The following is a 16,077-nucleotide window of genomic DNA, read 5'->3' as shown; positions in this document are numbered from 1 at the left end:
CGATGGACGGACCGGTGACGGCGTTCAGTGAGGGTCCCGAAGACCCGTTCGCCGTCCGGCGCTCCGCCTCGGCCGTGCTGGACGACCGCGGCGCCGTCGTCGGCTGGAGCGAGCGGGCCGAAGCGCTCCTCGGCTACCCGGCCGAGGAGACGCTGGGGCGGCACGCGGCCGGACTCCTGGTCGAGCCGCGCGACGAGCGCGTCGTCATGGAGGCCGTCGCCGCCTGCGTACGCGGCGGGGGCTGGTTCGGGGTCGTGCCCCTGCGGCACCGCGACGGCCGACGGGTCGAGGTGGGGTGCCGGGTCCGCGCCATCGTCCGGGACGGTGGCCACCGCGAGTGGTTCCTCGTCGGCGCCCCCGCGGACGAGGTGATCCAGTGGGAGACGGACCGCTCGGTCCTGGACGGCCTGTTCGGCCGCTCACCCATCGGCCTGTCCGTCCACGCGCCGGACCTGACCATCCTCCGGGTCAACCGGGCGATCGCGAAGTTCAGCGGGATGCCGGTCGAACAGCACCGCGGGCTGCGCCTCAGCGACTTCCTGATCCAGCGCGACACCGACACGGTCGAGGGCCAGCTGCGGGAGGTACTGGAGACGGGCCGGTCCTCCGTGTTCGCCGAGCAGCCCTGCGTACTGCGCCGGGATCCCGGCCGCGAACTGGTCGTGTCCGTGTCGGCCTTCCGGATGCACGACCCCGCCGGGCGGATCCTCGGCGTGACCCAGACGATCGAGGACGTGACCGACCGGCACCGCGCCCGCCGCCGGCTCGCCCTGCTCAACGAGGCCAGCGCCCGTATCGGCACCACCCTGGACGTCACGGAGACGGCGCGGGAACTGGCCCGCGTGGCCGCTCCGGACCTCGCCGACCGGGTCTCGGTGGACCTGCTGGAACCCGTGACCCGGGGCGAAGAACCCCTCCAGGACATGACCGGACCACTGCGCCGGGCGGCCGTCCTCACCGTACCGCCGGAGGTGGCGGACCTGATGCACCCGGCGGGCCGCACGATGGACGTCCCGCCGGGGACGGTCCAGGCCCGGTGCCTCGCCGAGCGGAAACCGGTCCTGGACTCCGGTCCGCAGGGCCCGGCGGCGTCCCTGTCCATGGAACCGGAGCGGACAGGGCCCGCCCCCGGCCCGGACACCCACTCCCTGCTGGTCGTGCCGCTGGTCGCACGGGGCCTCGTGCTCGGCCTGCTCAGCCTGTGGCGGTCCCGGCGGCTCGAACCGTTCGAGGAGGACGACGTCACGCTCGCCGAGGAGTTCGCCTCCCGCGCCGCCGTCTGCATCGACAACGCCCGCCGCTACACCCAGCAGCACCAGACGGCGCTCACCCTCCAGCACAGCCTCCTCCCGCACACGGTGCCCCGGCACCCGGCGGTCGAGGTCGCCCACCTCTACCTTCCGGCCGACGCCGCGGCCGGCGTAGGCGGGGACTGGTTCGACGTCATCCCGCTCTCCGGGCTCCGTGTCGCCCTCGTCGTCGGGGACGTGGTCGGCCACGGCATCCACGCCGCGGCCACCATGGGCCGGCTGCGGGCCGCCGTCCACACCCTGGCCAACCTCGACCTCACACCCGACGAGGTGCTCTCCCATCTCGACGACCTCGTGGACCGGCTGGCCGCCGAGCAGGAGCCCACCGACGACCTCTCCCGTCAGGTCGTCGGCGCCACCTGCCTGTACGCCGTCTACGACCCCGTGTCCCAGCACTGCGCCCTCGCCCGCGCGGGACACCCGCCGCCCGCGCTCGTCACCCCGGACGGGCGGGCACGCCTGCTCGACCTGCCCGCCGGCCCACCCCTGGGGCTGGGCGGCCTGCCGTACGAGTCCGCCGAACTGAGCCTCGCCGAAGGCAGCCTCCTCGCCCTCTACACCGACGGCCTCGTCCAGGCGGGCGACCGGGGCACCGACGAACGGGACGTCGACGAGCGCGTGGCCGATCTGTGCGCCGCGCTCACCGGGCCGGCCCGCGCCCTGGAGGAGACCTGCGGGGCGGTGCGCGCGGCACTGCTGTACGACCACCCCACCGACGACGTCGCCCTGCTCGTCGCCCGTACCCGTGTCCTGGCCGAGGAGAAGGTGACCACCTGGGAGCTGTCCGCGGAGGCGACCGCGGCCGCCCGCGCCCGGTCCCTGGCAGCGTCCCGGCTCACCGCATGGGGGCTCGACGAGCTGCGCTTCACCACCGAACTCATCGTCAGCGAGCTGGTCACCAACGCCTTCCGGTACGGCGGCGGTCCCATCACCCTGCGGCTCATTCGGGACCGTCACCTCATCTGCGAGGTGTCCGACACCAGCAGCACCTCGCCGCACCTGCGCCGGGCCCGCAGCACCGACGAGGGCGGCCGGGGACTGTTCCTGGTGGCCCAGCTCACCGAGCGCTGGGGGACCCGGTACACCCGCGAAGGCAAGACCATCTGGACCGAGCAGGCGCTGCCCGCCGTCAGGCAAGAGCGGTCACCGCGCCTCTGAGCACCAGGCCGCACCCCAGCGCCAGGACGACGGTGGCCGTGCCGAGGGGCGCCACGCGGTACGCCAGCGCCACGATCCGGCCCCGCGGCCGGCGCACCAGCCGCCGCTCGGTGGTCGCCCGCAGCCGCACCACGGCGAACGCGGCACCCGCGAGGGTGAGCGCGACGCCGGCGCCGTACGCCAGGACGAGCAGGAGGCCGAACCACGCCTGACCGAGGGCGGCGGCCCCGATCAGTACGACGACGGCCGACGGACTGGGGACCAGCCCGCCGGCCAGGCCCATGAGGATCACGCCGCGCAGGCCGGGTGCGGGCGGGACATGGGAGTGGGAGAGAGAGGGGGAGGGTGAGGGGGAGAGGGCATGGCCGTGTCCGTGGTCGTCATGAGTGTGGGCGGGGGCGTGGGCGGGGGCGTGGGGGTCGTCCGGGTCCTGGTCGTGCGGATTGCCCTCCGGCTGTCCGTGCGAATGCCCGTGCCCGTGCCCGTGGGCGTGTCCGTGCGGGTGTCCGTGGCTGTGACCGTGCGCGTGGACCTGATGGCGCCGGCGCCAGGCCCGCCGCAGCAGCAACCCGCCCGCCACGGCCACCAGCGTGCCGCTCGTGATGCCCAGCCAGGACACCACCGTGGGCGCCGCGGCCGACCCGGCCGTGATCAGGGCCCCGAGGGCGAAGACGCCCAGGGTGTGGGTCAGGGTCACCGAGGCCCCGAGGGCCAGCATGTCGCGCGCCGAACGGCGGCCGCCCGCCGCTGCCGCGGCGGCCATCATGGCCTTGCCGTGTCCCGGGGCCATCGCGTGCATGGCGCCCAGCAGCACCGACGCGCCGAGCGCCAGCAGCGCGAACCCCACGGTCAGTTCGTGCCGGGCCACCAGTCCGGTGAGCGCCTGTGCCCAGCGGTCCGCGCCCCTCGGGAGCACCCCCGGCGCCGGGGAGCCGCCGGCCGCCTCGTCCGGCCCGGTCAGTGCCGGCCCGCCGGAACGCACGGTGAAGGCGGCCGAACTGGCGTCGGGCGGCGAGGAGAGCAGGTCCTCGGGGTAGGCGGTGAGCCGCCGGGACACCGACTCGCCGGGCACGCCCGTCGCGGCCAGGGTCGTCCGGTCGCCCCGGGCGGTGATCTCGCGCCAGCCGGGGCCGGCCGCCACGGCGGCCGGTGCGTAACCGATGCGGGCGTTCTCCTCGCGCGGCAGCGCCGCTGTCAGCGCGCACGTCACGCGCAGCGTCCGCAACCCCGCCTGGCCGGGCCGCTCCTCGGCCTTCGCTCCGGCGACCGTCACGGGGCGCGTGTCCCCGCCGCCGACGACGAGCCGCGCGCCTCTCGCCGCCGTGGCGCACCGGGCCCCGGCCCAGGCCGACAGTTCGGCGGGAGTGAGCCGGTCGTCCCGGTCGGTGTCGACGCGCCCGCGTTCCTGGGAGGCCGGGATCTCGGCCAGGTCCTCCACATGGTCCACGGTCAGCCTCCCCGGGGCGACGACCAGACCGTCGTACTGGCTGACGGTGAAGTCGCCCAGCGGGTGGGCCCGGGCGGCCTGGGCGGGGAGCAGGGCCAGGGCCGCGCCGGTCAGCAGGGTCGCCAGGGCGCAGGCGGCCGTGCGGCGAGTCATGACTCCCCCTGGAGGGCGGAAAGGGCGGCCTTCGCATCACGGGCTCCGGTCGCAGAGAAGGCCGGGTTCAGAGCGAGTGCGGTACGCAGGTCACGGCGTGCCGCCGCGTCGTCGCCGAGGGCGCGCTCGATCATGCCCCGGTGGAAGAGGAACGAGGCGTCGCGGTAGCCGGGGGACAGGGCGGCCGCCTTCTTCGCGTACGTCAGCGCCTCGGCGTGCTTGCCGTTGGTGTGCAGCGCCCAGGCCAGCGCGTCGGCGGTGTGGACGCTGTGGCGGCGGGACCATTCGGCGCGTGCCGCCTTCAGCGCCTCGCCGGCGTCGCCGTGGTCCGCCTCGGCGAGGGCGGATTCCAGATCGGTGGCGACCCCGTTCGCCCGGGCGAGCCGTGACCAGGTCCCGATGAGCGCGTACTGCTCCTCGGCGCGGTCGCGCCGGCCCAGCGCCTCGTACAGCTCACCGAGTGCGGCGAGCTGTCCCGGCAGCGGGTGCCGCCGCACCACCTCTTCGAGGTCGCTCACCGCACGCTTCGTGTCCCCCAGCGCGGCGCGGACACGACCCCGCCCCTCCCGTGCCGCCACGAGCCCGGGATCGGCGCGCAGCGCGGTCGCGTAGTGTCCCGCCGACTCCGTGAACCGGCCCCGACTCCAGGCGAGGTGACCCAGGGCGGTGGCGACGTACGCCACGTCGGCGGAGGTGTACGCGGAGTCCAGCGCCCGCAGCAGCACCCGGCGTGCACCGTTCACGTCGCCGCGCAGCTCCAGGACGTACGCGTACCGGGTGAACACGGGGATGCCGGGGCGCCGCCGGTCGGCGAGCCGAGCCGCGTCCAGCGCCGCGTCGTAGCGGCCGAGTTCGACGAGGGCGTCGACCCGGGTGGCCAGGGCCCGCTCGCTGTACGGGTTCGCCCGCAGCGCCCGGTCCGCGCGGCTCAGCGCCGCGTCGAAGTCGTGCCGCGCGGCGGCGAGCGCCGCCTGGCCGGCGAGTGCCGCGTCGTTCCCGGCGGCGGGGCGCAGCTCCAGCGAGCGCCCGAACGCCTTCTCCGCCCGGGGGTACCGGGTGGGATCCCCGCTGGTGCGCGCCTGCTCGACGTACGCCGCGCCCAGCGTGGCCCATCCGGTGGCGTCCCGGGGCTGGTCCTTGAGGTGCTGCTGCAGGGTGACGATGCCCTGCGCGAGGTCCCCGGCCGCCAGCTTCTCCACCGGTACCACCGCCGCGAGCGCCGGTGCGGCCCGTGGGGAGGCGCCGTCGCCGTCGGCGCCGGACGCCACCGAACCGGCGGTGAGCCCGAGGGCCACCGCCATGACCGCCGCGGTCCGCCACCGCCCCGGCCACCCGTCCCAGCGGGCGGGCTGCGGCTTCCGTACGAACATCGGTTGTGCCTTCCTGGTTTGCGCCGGAGGTGGGGAGCCCGGCAGCGCCGTGGGGGGAGGGAACGCTGCCGGGCCGTCCATGGGGGAGGGGTGTCAGCCGAGCCAGGAACGGCGTCCGGGCTGACGGCGGGTGCGTGACCACATCGCCCTGGCGAAGCCGGCGAGCAGGACGCACACGGCGCCCGAGGCCGCCGACACCAGCATCACGGTGTTGTCGTCCCACGACGAGGTGAGTGAGGAGACGCCGCCCGTCAGCCCGGTGGCGTCCGCCTTGGTGGAGGCCTCCGCCGCCTTGACGTCGGAACCGGCGGTGGGCAATGCGACGTACGGGAAGGTGCGGCCGAACTCCTTGTCGTTGGCGTCGACGGCGTCACCGAGGTCGTTCTCCGCGCCGACGAGTTCGCCCTCGACGGTCTGCAACGCGATGTCCAGCACGTCGTCGGTCAGCCGCCGCCCGTTGGGGAAGCCCGCGTTGTCACCGTCCAGCACCCCCAGCCGCTTCGGCTCGGCCACCGGCTTGATGGAGGTGTTGAGACGCAGCATCTCCGACGGCTTGCCGTTCGGCTGCTGATTGAGGCCCTCGACCCCGGTCAGGAACACCGAGACGAGATCGTTGCGCGGCTCCGCCGGTGCCTTGATCTTGTAGATCCCCTCGATGAGCTTCGGCAGCTCGGGTTCGGTGACGTTCTTCAGGAAGTCCCCGTCGTTCTCCGGCGACGAGGCGTTGAACGTGTCCTTGTCCTTGACCGGGTTGACGACCTCGTTGACCAGCGGCATCCCGAGCCGTGACACACGCGTCCAGCCGCCGTGGGCGTTCTTCCGCTCGGTCGTCGCGTAGACGCCGATGACCGGCTGCTTCTCGGACTCCCGCAGGTACGAGCTCGGCACCTGGAGCGCGATCGTGTTGACGTTGTACCCCTTCAGGGTGTCGTCGCCCACCTCCGAGAGGTCACCGCCGTACAGCAGGTCGAAGACCCGCAGATCGAGGAAGAAGGGGTCGTCGGCCTGGCCGGCGAACGCCTTGAGCCCGCCGGGGACCTTCCGTACCGCCTGGTCGCGCAGCTTCTGGTAGTCGGGCATCGACGCCTTGCCGACGTTGGACGGCGCGACCGGCACGTCCTCCGCCAGCCGGTGGCGCGAGGCGACCTTCCCGTCCTTGAGGCGCTGCAACTCGATGTCGTACGTCTGCGTGAAGTTGAGGTCGGGGTCGTCCAGGCTCTCCACGGGGCCGGTGTTGTAGAGGAAGGTGTTCTCGTTCTTGCGGTGGTCCGAGAAGGTGAACCGGTACAGCAGGTCGTCCCGCGCGTCACCGTCGCTGTCGATGTGGACGTCGTAACGCGCGTCGGTGGCGAACGGGAAGAAGTTCGGCCCGCCCGCCGGTTCCTGGAACGGCAGCCAGTTCGCCACCAGCGTCGTCGAGTCGGGATGGTCGGGGCTGACGAACGCGTACACGTCAGTGGTGTCGAACTGCGGCTGCCCCGATATCAGGGGGGCCTCCCGGTGGCTGGAGGCACGCGCCGTCTCCGGCTGCAGCACACCCACCCCGGCGGCCGCCAGGGCGCCGGCGGCCAGCGCACCACAGGCGAGCAGTGCGACGCCCCTTCTCCGCGGCGTCCGTCCGCTTCCGGTGGTTGAGGTTGCGGTCATCTCGTCCGTCCTTTGTGTTCGGTGCGGGGCCCTCATCGGGGCCGGGCCGGCGGACCCTGGAACCGGGCCGCGACGGCCCGGACCTCGACGGCTCGGACCTCGACGGTGTGCTGCCCGCCGGCGCCACCGCCCGGGTGGAGCAGCGGGATGCGGTACGTACGCCTCGGCGCTTCGCGGCCGTCCTGGCCGGCGCCGCCCATGGGGCCGTGGACGTCCTCGTGCGGCGGCCGGACCGGCTGACCGGCGGGCACGGGGGCGCCGGACGCCAACGCGCCGCTGCCCAGCAGTGAGGACACCACGAGGAGCCCGCCCACCGCGCTCGCCCCGCGCGCCCCCACCCGGCGCCGCTTCGGCGGCTCGGCCGGCCGGGTGTGCTCCGGGTGCGCCGTGTCGCGCGCCCACAGCGGTTCCACCGTCACCCGCGGTGGAGCGGGAGCGCTGAGCGCACCGGTGTGGTGGAGTTCGGCGCGCGCGGCGTCCAGGGCGTCCAGCACCCGCTGGAAAGACTCCATGATCGACTGTGCGGGGCCGGGCTCCGCGCCCGGAGTCCGCGGGGGTTCGTCGTCGTCAACGTACAAGGCGGTGCTCCTCGCGGGGGGTACATGCCTTCCGTCGCGATCCGGGGGTGCCGGGGACCGCGGTGTGTTCCTTCGTCGTCAGGCAGTACGCGGCGCGAGCGAGCTTGTCTCAACCCGTCGTCGAGGACGGTCCGGCCGTGCGGCTCACCTCCACCGGCAGGTGGGGGAGGTGGTGCCCGAGGCGCTCCCGTTTCGTCACCTGGTAGGAGAGGTTCTCCGCGCGCGCCGGGATCAGCAGCGGCACCTGCTCGCTGATCGTGATCCCGTACCGCTGCAACGCCTCCCGCTTGCGCGGGTTGTTGGACAGCAGGCGTACGGACCGCACACCGAGGTCGTGCAGGATCCCCGCCGCCCCCCGGTAGTCCCGGGCGTCGTCCGGAAGCCCGAGCGCCAGGTTCGCCTCGACGGTGTCCAGACCCTCCGCCTGCAACCGCATCGCGCGGAGCTTGGCCAGCAGCCCGATGCCCCGGCCCTCGTGCCCCCGCAGGTAGACGACGACACCCCGGCCCTCGCTCACCACCGCCCGCAGGGCCGCGGAGAGCTGCTCCCCGCACTCGCAGTGCCTGGAGCCGAAGACGTCCCCGGTCAGGCACTCGGAATGCAGACGGGTGAGGACGTCGTCACCCGCGATATCCCCGTGCACCAAGGCTATTTGTTCCTCGCCCCCGTCGTGGTCCAGATAGCCGGCGGCAAGAAAAGCGCCGAACTCGGTGGACAACTGCACATTCACCACATGCTCGACGCCGGTCCGGAGAACGGTGTCGCGGAGCACATCATCGGTACCTATCATGGGCCCGATCGTATCGGGTAACCTCCGGCAGTGGGTGGGAAACTGACGAGACGAAAGGGGCGGGAAAATGAGAGTTCCACAAGCGCGGATACCGCAATCGGGTGTGCTTCCGCTGGGGACGACAACGGAGGATGCGGGCGGATCCCACGCCGATGTCGCGGTCCTTCCCATAGGGAGTTTCGAGCAGCACGGCCCGTTTCTCCCCCTGATGACCGACACCCTCATAGCCTGCGCCATCGCCCGAGAGATCGCGGCCGCGTACCCCGTGCACCTGCTCCCACCAGTGACGATCTCCTGCTCGCACGAGCACGCCGACTGGCCGGGGACCGTCAGCCTCTCCGCCGCCACGCTCTGCGCCGTCGTACGGGACATCGCCGGTTCACTCCGCCGGTCCGGTATCGAAGGCCTCGTACTGGTCAATGGGCACGGCGGGAATTACGTATTGCGCAACGTGGTTCAGGAGTCCGCCGGCAGCGGCATCCGAATGGCTTTGTTCCCCGGCCCGGCCGACTGGGAAGCGGCAAGAGGAAAAGCCGGTGTCCTGACACCCTCGCACAGCGACATGCACGCCGGTGAAGTCGAGACCTCCATTCTGCTGCACGACCATCCGGAACTGGTCCGGCCCGGTTATGAGACCTCCGACTGGATCTCCGACGAACGCAAGCACCTGCTCTCGCTCGGTATGCGGGCCTACACGGAATCCGGAGTCATAGGCCGGCCTTCCCGGGCGTCGGCCGAGAAGGGGAGGGAATTGCTGGTCGCCCTCGCCGGATCCTTCGGTGAGTACCTCGCTCTTCTGTCCCCGGACTCCCGGCGGAGCGTACGGTGACCGGTGACCACCGCGTCGTCGACGCGGACGAGGCCTGGGAACGGCTGCGGGACGTCCGGTCCGTGGCGGACGCCGGTTCCGCCGGGCTGGTCCCCGGTCCGGACGGCCGGACGCGGTGGCGGCACGGCACGCCCGAGGCGGACGATCTGGCCGACCGTTACCTGCCCCTGTGCCTGGGCGGCCCTCGCCTCACCTTCGCCCAGCTCGGCCAGAGTCTCGACGGGTTCATCGCCAGCCGCACGGGTGACGCCGACTACGTCACCGGGGAGGAGGACCGCGCGCACCTGCACCGGATGCGCGCCCTCGCCGACGCGGTGGTGGTCGGCGCCGGCACCGCCGTCGCGGACGATCCGCGGCTGACCGTACGCGCCTGTCCCGGGACCGACCCGGTGCGCGTCGTGCTCGACCCGCACGGTCGTGTGCCGCCGGGGCACCGGGTGTTCACCGACGGCGCGGCGCCGACCCTGTGGGTCGTGGGCGCCGACGGCGGGCGCGGGCGCGAGGTGGCGGGCCGCGACGGGGTCGACGTCCTGACTCTGCCCGACCGCGCGGCGTTCGCCCCCCGCAACCTGGTGCGGGAGCTCGCGCGCCGGGGACTGGGCCGCGTACTCGTGGAGGGCGGAGGGGGCACCGTGTCGCGCTTCCTCCACGAGGGCGCGCTGCACCGGCTGTACATCACCGTGGCGCCGGTCCTGCTGGGCGACGGCGTACCCGGGCTCGCCTTCCCCGGCCCCGCGTTGATGCGCGACGCGCTCCGTCCGCCCACGCGGCGCGTCCTCCTCGGCGAGGACACCCTGTTCGAGCTCGACCTGCGGCGCACGCCGGACCGCGGTGAACCAGTCGGCCACGAGCACGCCGGCGCCGGGCAGGCTCGCCGCGAGGCTCAGTAGGCCGTACACCACCGACACGGTCAGCCCCTGGGCCGCACCCAGGCCCGCCGCGCCGAAGGCCCAGGCGGCGACCCCCTCCCGGGGACCCCAGCCGGCCACGTTCAGCGGCAGCGCCATGGCGAGCAGGGCCAGCACCATCAGCGGCAGCAACACGCCCGCCGGCGCGGCCGATCCGGCGGCGCGGGCGGCGAGCAGGAACATGGCGAGGAACCCCGCCAGTACCGCCACGGACGACAGCAGCACACCCGCGCAGACCCCGGGGCCGACACGGCCGGGCCCCGCCCCGGGGACGGGGACGGTGGCGGCGGCCCGGCGAGAGGCGGCAGTCTTCCGCCACAGCCGGACGGCCACCACCGCGGCCGGCCCGCCACCGACGACCGCCAGCGTGACCGCGCCGATCGCGGCCGGGCGCGCCTCCGCCAGGGCCGGTGAGGAGGACGTCACCAGCAGCACCACACCGACCACGACCAGGACCACCTGGCCGGCGACCCGCTCGAGGACCACCGCGCGCACCCCCCGGCCGACGTCGCCGGCGCTCCGGCCGTGCCGTACCGCGCGGTGCACGTCACCGAGGACACCGCCGGGCAGCGCCGCGTTGAGGAACAGGGCGCGGTAGTAGTCGGCGACGGCCCGCCCGAACGGCAGCCGGACACCCACGGCGCGCGCCACCAGGCACCAGCGCCACGTGCTGAGCACCGTCGTGCACGCACCGATGCCCACAGCGGCCGCCAGGGTGCGGCCGTCGATGCCCCGCACCCCGTCCACGAAGGCGCCGCCACCCTGCCACCACACCACCGCCACCAGAACGACCGCGCCCACGACCGTCCCCAGGCGCCTCCGCGCGGCCGGGGCCTCCGCGCGGCGCGGTGCCATCCGGCCCCGTACCGTCCGGCCGCTCTGCACGTCGCCCCGCACCGCTGTGCCCGGCGCTGCGGGGCTCCCGCCGGAGCCGGGTCCCGCCGAACTCAGTGCCGCCGGGGGCTCCGCGCGGCGCGGCACCGCCATGCCCGGCACCACCGCCCGGCCTCGTACCGTCAAGCCACGTGCGGCCAGGCGCCGTACCGCCGAGCTCCGCACCGCCAAGCCCCGCACCGCCAAGCCCCGCACCGCCAAACCTCGTGCCGTCAAGCCCCGTACCACCAGGCGCCGTACCGCAAGGCGCCGTACCGCAAGGCTTCGTGCCGTCCGGCCGCGCGCCGCGGGGGCCCTCATACGGTGGCTCCGGCCGGGGCTGGGACCGGCAGGGCCAGCACGTCGTGGTGGTGCACCACCACGCGCAACTCGCCCGCCTCGCAGGCCTCCAGACGGCGCCGGAGGTACGCCGTGGCACGCGGCGCGAGGTCCGGGCGCTGCTCACGGGCGGCACCGACCCAGCCGCGCAGCCACTGCGCCGTGAGCGCGGAGTCACCGGCGCCGCCCAGCCGCCACGGGCTGGCGTGCACCCGGACGTCCATGCCACGGTCCGCGAAGAGCCGGCGGGCCGCCGCCACGGCGTCGGGCCCCAGCAGCCGGCGGCCGCGGTCCAGGCGGCGCTGGTGGTCGTTGAACGCTCCGCCGATGGCGCCGTCCAGCGGGTCGGCCGGCGTCAGTTCGACCCGCCCGGCCACCGACAGGGCCAGCAGCACGGGGCACCCGGCCCCCGCGCAGGCCGCGGCCAGCCCGTCCACCTCGTCGCGCGTGAGCAGGTCCAGGAGCGCCGACGCGGTCACCAGACCGGTACCGGACAGCTCCGCCGCGGTGAGGCGGCCGATGTCCCCCTGCCGAAACGAGACCGTGACGCGGCCGCCGTCGGCGCCGGTACGCGGCATCCGCGCGGCGGCCAGGCCGAGCAGCCCGGCGTCGTGGTCGTGCAGCACCCAGTGCTGCGGCCCGCGCAACCGGGGCGCGAGCCAGCGGCCCATGGAGCCGCTGCCGCACCCCAGGTCCCGCACCACGAGCACGGTCTCCTGACGCGGCCCATGGAGCCCCAGGTGGCCGAAGAGCGGGTCGAGGAGCCCGACGGCGCGGGCGGCGGCGTCGGCGGGTTCCCGCAGAGCCAGCCAGTCGGGGGCGAAGCGGGGTCTGTCGGTCACGCTCACGCGGCCTCCCGGGCTTCCTGCCGGAGCTGTTCCAGAGTCCTGGCCAGGCTCCGGGTGGTCGTCTCCCAGCCGGCCAGCGTGGTACGGCGCCGACGTGCGGCGACCTTCGCGCGGTGGCGTTCGCCGGGCTCGCTCAGCCAGCGCCGCAGCGCCCCGGCGAGCGCCTCCGGATCGTCCGGCGGTACGAGAACGCCCGGCACGCGGCCGTCCGGCGTGCGCCCGACGGCCTCCGGGAGCCCGCCCACGGCCGTCGCCAGGACGGGAACGCCCCGCGCGAGCGCCTCGGTCACCACCATTCCGTACGTCTCGGCGTGCGACGCGAGCACCAGCAGGTCGGCGCCCGCGTAACTGGCGTTCAGCTCCGGCCCGCTGCGGGGACCCGCGAGGTGCACGCGCTCGTCGAGGCCGTGCCGCGTGATGAGCCTGCGCAGCCGCTCGACGTAACCGGGGTCCTGGCCCAGCCCGCCCACGAGGGAGCAGCTCCACGGCAGGCCGGCGACGGTCGCGAGGGCTTCCACCAGCTCGTACTGGCCCTTGCGCGGGGTCACCGACGCAACGCACAGCAGTCGCGGGTCGCCGCCGGTGCCCCGCGCGGACTCCCGTGAGGGGCCGGGCGCGGTCGCGCTGCCCGGCGCCGGCGGCCCGATGTCCACGCCCGGCGCGGCGACATGGACCCGGTCCGGGGCGAGTCCGTGGTGCTCCACGAGCCTGCACGCCGCCCAGTGGCTGGTGGCGACGACCGCCGCCACCGCGCGCAGCGTCCGGCGCTCGGCGGCGTCCAGCAGCGCGGCCCGGTCCCGGGCGAGCCCCGTCTCGTCGCCCAGCGGCAGGTGCACCAGTACGGCCAGGCGGAGCCGGTCCGTCTCGGGAACGACGACGTCGGGCGCGGCGCACGCGACGAGACCGTCGAGCAGGAACAGGGTGCCGTCCGCGGCCTCCGCGAGGATCCGGGCCAGTTCGTCGCGCGCGGCCCGGGCGGGGCGCGGCCAGTCGCCCGCGACCACGTGCTCGTGGACCCGCCAGCCGACGCCGGGCAGGCCCCGGGACACCCTGCGGTCGTAGACGTTGCCGCCGCTCGGCGCGGCCGGGTCGTCGACGCCGGCCGGCACCACCATGCGTACCGTGCGGCCCGGCGCGGTCGCCCCGGCGGTGCCGTGGTCGTTCACAGGGCCCGCTCGTAACTCGCCCACGCGATGTGCGACTCGTGCAGGGTGACCGTGACGCCGGCCAGCCCGCGCGCGCCCTCACCCAGCGCACCGGCGTGGATCCGGTCGGCCAGGCGGTCGGCGATGACCTTCGCCAGGAACTCCGTCGAGGTGTTGGCGCCCGCGAACTCCGGTTCCTCGTCGAGATTCCGGTAGTTGAACGCGGCGACCACACCTCCCAGCTCCTTCGTGGCGAGGCCGATGTCGACGACGATGTTGTCGGCGTCCAGGCCGGCACGGCGGAAGGTGGCGTCCACGAGGTACGTCGCTCCGTGCAGACGCTGCGCGGGCCCGAACACCTCCCCGCGGAAGCTGTGGGCGATCATGAGGTGCTCGCGGACTGTGACACTGAACAACGGCTGTGACCTCCCGGTCCGTACTGTGGTGCGCGCTGCGGTCCGTACTGGGTCCGTAATGGGTCCGTACTGTCGTCCGCACCGCGATCCGTACCGCGGGGCCCATCGGGCGGCCCCCGCTGTTGATACGGCCGGTGGGCACCGTGCGTTCAGGGCCTTTCGTACCGCACCCGGTGGCAGAGCCCCGGCAGGTCACCCGCCGCGATGTCGCGCAGCACCGACGGCAGCTCCTCGAAGGCGCATTCGCCGGTGACCAGGGCGTCGAAGACCGGGTCGGCGAGCAGGTCGAGCGAGAGCGCCAGCCGGTCGGCGAACGTCCGGCGGGAGCGCCGGGCCTCCGACACGCGGCCCACCTGGCTGCCGCGCACGACGAGACGGCCGGAGTGGAACGCCTCGCCCAGGGGCAGGCTGACGCGCCGGTCTCCGTACCAGCTCAGCTCCAGCACCGTGCCCTCCGGAGCGAGCAGTTCCAGGGAGCGGACGAGCCCGGCCTCGGTGGCGCTGGCGTGGACGGCGAGGTCGCAGCCGCCCAGGGCGTCCCCGGGCAGCGCGAAGCCGACGCCGAGCGCGGCGGCCACCGAGGCGCGGGCCGGGTCGGCGTCGACGAGCTGGACGCGGACGCCGGGGTAGCGGGCGAGCAGCGCGGCGACCGAGCAGCCGATCATCCCGGCCCCGATGACGGCGATCCGGTCGCCGACGAGCGGCGCCGCGTCCCACAGGGCGTTCACCGCCGTCTCCACCGTCCCGGCCAGCACCGCCCGCGCGGCGGGCACGCTGTCCGGCACCACCGTCACGGCACCGGCGGGGACGACGTACCGGGTCTGGTGCGGGTACAGGCAGAAGACGGTACGGCCGACCAGGTCACCGGGTCCCTCCTCCACCAGACCGACGTTCAGGTACCCGTACTTGACCGGAGCGGGGAACTCGCCGTCCTGGAACGGCGCCCGCATCGCCCGGTGCTGACTCTCCGGCACGCCGCCGCGGAACACGAGGCTCTCGGTGCCACGGCTCACCCCGGAGAACAGCGTGCGTACGACGACGTCGCCGGCGGCCGGTTCCGGCAGGGGCACCTCGCGTATGTCGCCGAGGCCGGGGGAGCGCAGCCAGAAGGCGCGCGCGGTGCGCTTCACGGGTTCTCCTGTTGAACAACGGAGTGTCGGTGCACGTTCTGAGGGGGACGAGGCCGCACACGGTAGACGGCGGCCACTGACTCTGTCACAGGTCCGGAGGGTGTCCCCTTGTCCGTGAGCGACATGACCGACGCACATCCCGACGCACATCCCGACGTGCAACCAGGCGTGCATCCGGGCGTACGTCCCGACGTACATCCCGGCGTACGTCGCGCCGTGCATCCGGGTCCGGGCCCGCTGACGGACGCGCTTCCGGGCGCGCCTCCGGGCCGGCTTCCGGGCCCGTTCACGGACGCGCCTGGGGACGCGCCTGGGGACGCCCGCCCGCCGCGCCTCGAGCCCGCCCTCGGCGCGGCCGCTCAGGTCGTGCTGCTGCTCCTGCTCGCCACGGTGACGGGGCTGGGGACCGCCGGATGGCTGACGGGCCTGGTGTTCACGGTCGCCACCTGGGGGGTGCTCACCCGCGCCCTGTTCCGGGCCTGGCCGGGGACCGTGCCCTTCGGCCCCGCCAATGCCGTCACCCTGGCCCGCACGACGCTCGTCGGAGGCGTGACGGCCCTGGTCGCGGACCTGTTCACGGGCCGGACGCCGGTGGTGGCCCTGGCCGCGCTCACCACGGTGGCCCTGGTCCTGGACGCGGTCGACGGCCGGGTGGCCCGCCGTACCGGGACGTCGTCGCCGTTCGGGGCCCGTTTCGACATGGAGGTCGACGCCTTCCTCATCCTGGTCCTCAGTGTCCAGGTGGCCCTGTCGATGGGCGTGTGGGTGCTGGCGATCGGTGCCATGCGGTACGTCTTCGTCGCCGCGGCCCGTGCCCGGCCGTGGCTCGGCGGGCCGCTGCCGCCGAGCACGGCCCGTAAGGCGGTGGCCGCCGTGCAGGGCGTCGTCCTCCTGGTGGCCGGCGCCGGAGCCCTCCCGCCTCTACCGGCGTACGCGGCGGTGGCGGCGGCGCTGGCGCTGCTCGTGTGGTCGTTCGCCAGGGACGTCCGACGGCTGTGGCGCGTCCGCCCGCCGAAGGGGGAGGGGCGGCGCCGGACGCCGGTCCGGGATACCAGGGCGTCGCGGGCGTGAGGGGTGCGGCGTGCGCCGGGACGCGTGCGGTGCCGGGGGTTCGCCACCGACCGCGTCGGGGGCCC

General features: G+C 74.6%; 13 protein-coding genes and 1 pseudogene. 4 read left to right on the top strand and 10 right to left on the bottom strand.

The features are described from left to right. The first annotated feature begins 2 nt into the window (after positions 1–2). Positions 3–2,468 carry a SpoIIE family protein phosphatase gene (locus ABD347_RS16720; protein ID WP_344362388.1) on the top strand — a complete coding sequence of 822 codons (2,466 nt, stop codon included), beginning with the start codon at positions 3–5 and terminating at the stop codon, positions 2,466–2,468. On the opposite strand, the gene ABD347_RS16715 is transcribed toward ABD347_RS16720, so the two are convergent. The 5 genes from ABD347_RS16715 to ribA form a co-directional block, all read right to left on the bottom strand. Next, a complete protein-coding gene (locus ABD347_RS16715; protein ID WP_344361845.1) occupies positions 2,440–4,068 on the bottom strand; it encodes a HoxN/HupN/NixA family nickel/cobalt transporter in 1,629 nt (542 codons plus the stop codon). The two genes, ABD347_RS16720 and ABD347_RS16715, sit on opposite strands and share 29 nt — an antisense overlap. Beyond that, positions 4,065–5,438, bottom strand: a complete 1,374-nt coding sequence (locus ABD347_RS16710) for a tetratricopeptide repeat protein (protein ID WP_344361842.1) — start codon at positions 5,436–5,438, stop codon at positions 4,065–4,067. Before ABD347_RS16710 ends, ABD347_RS16715 begins: the two co-directional genes overlap by 4 nt. Positions 5,439–5,531: 93 nt before the next feature. Further along, positions 5,532–7,085, bottom strand: a complete 1,554-nt coding sequence (locus ABD347_RS16705) for a DUF4331 domain-containing protein (RefSeq protein WP_344361840.1) — start codon at positions 7,083–7,085, stop codon at positions 5,532–5,534. Between the two features lie 32 nt (positions 7,086–7,117). After that, positions 7,118–7,597, bottom strand: coding sequence for a hypothetical protein (locus ABD347_RS16700; RefSeq protein WP_344361838.1), 480 nt, complete (start codon positions 7,595–7,597; stop codon positions 7,118–7,120). Positions 7,598–7,772: 175 nt separating this feature from the next. Then, on the bottom strand, positions 7,773–8,453 hold the full coding sequence (gene ribA, locus ABD347_RS16695; protein ID WP_344361836.1) for a GTP cyclohydrolase II: 681 nt from the start codon (positions 8,451–8,453) through the stop codon (positions 7,773–7,775). Positions 8,454–8,520: 67 nt separating this feature from the next. On the opposite strand from ribA, the gene ABD347_RS16690 reads away from it, so the two are divergent. Beyond that, a complete protein-coding gene (locus ABD347_RS16690; protein WP_344361834.1) occupies positions 8,521–9,282 on the top strand; it encodes a creatininase family protein in 762 nt (253 codons plus the stop codon). After that, positions 9,279–10,172, top strand: a complete 894-nt coding sequence (locus ABD347_RS16685) for a RibD family protein (protein WP_344362385.1) — start codon at positions 9,279–9,281, stop codon at positions 10,170–10,172. The genes ABD347_RS16690 and ABD347_RS16685 overlap by 4 nt, the downstream gene beginning before the upstream one ends. A gap of 42 nt (positions 10,173–10,214) precedes the next feature. Here ABD347_RS16685 and ABD347_RS16680 read toward each other — a convergent pair. The 5 genes and pseudogenes from ABD347_RS16680 to ABD347_RS16660 form a co-directional block, all read right to left on the bottom strand. Beyond that, a pseudogene (locus ABD347_RS16680) lies at positions 10,215–11,045 on the bottom strand (lysylphosphatidylglycerol synthase transmembrane domain-containing protein); the annotation flags it as partial. Positions 11,046–11,380: 335 nt separating this feature from the next. Continuing rightward, positions 11,381–12,250 carry a methyltransferase domain-containing protein gene (locus ABD347_RS16675; protein ID WP_344361833.1) on the bottom strand — a complete coding sequence of 290 codons (870 nt, stop codon included), beginning with the start codon at positions 12,248–12,250 and terminating at the stop codon, positions 11,381–11,383. Then, the gene (locus ABD347_RS16670) at positions 12,247–13,365 is read right to left on the bottom strand and encodes a glycosyltransferase family 4 protein (RefSeq protein ID WP_344362383.1); all 1,119 of its coding nucleotides are present in this window, start codon (positions 13,363–13,365) and stop codon (positions 12,247–12,249) included. The genes ABD347_RS16675 and ABD347_RS16670 overlap by 4 nt, the downstream gene beginning before the upstream one ends. Positions 13,366–13,412: 47 nt before the next feature. Beyond that, positions 13,413–13,811, bottom strand: coding sequence for a 6-pyruvoyl trahydropterin synthase family protein (locus ABD347_RS16665; RefSeq protein WP_344361831.1), 399 nt, complete (start codon positions 13,809–13,811; stop codon positions 13,413–13,415). Positions 13,812–13,960: 149 nt separating this feature from the next. Beyond that, complete coding sequence (locus ABD347_RS16660) at positions 13,961–14,941, bottom strand: zinc-dependent alcohol dehydrogenase (protein ID WP_344361829.1); 981 nt, start codon at positions 14,939–14,941, stop codon at positions 13,961–13,963. 366 nt (positions 14,942–15,307) lie between these two features. Between ABD347_RS16660 and ABD347_RS16655 the strand changes: the two genes are divergently transcribed. After that, complete coding sequence (locus tag ABD347_RS16655) at positions 15,308–16,012, top strand: CDP-alcohol phosphatidyltransferase family protein (protein WP_344361826.1); 705 nt, start codon at positions 15,308–15,310, stop codon at positions 16,010–16,012. The last annotated feature ends 65 nt before the right edge of the window (positions 16,013–16,077 follow it).

It is taken from the genome of Streptomyces gobitricini, assembly GCF_039532985.1.
In the GTDB taxonomy this organism is placed as follows: Bacteria; Actinomycetota; Actinomycetes; order Streptomycetales; family Streptomycetaceae; genus Streptomyces; species Streptomyces gobitricini.
Note: the sequence above shows the minus strand (reverse complement) of the source record. Positions and strands in the feature narration are given on the sequence as shown.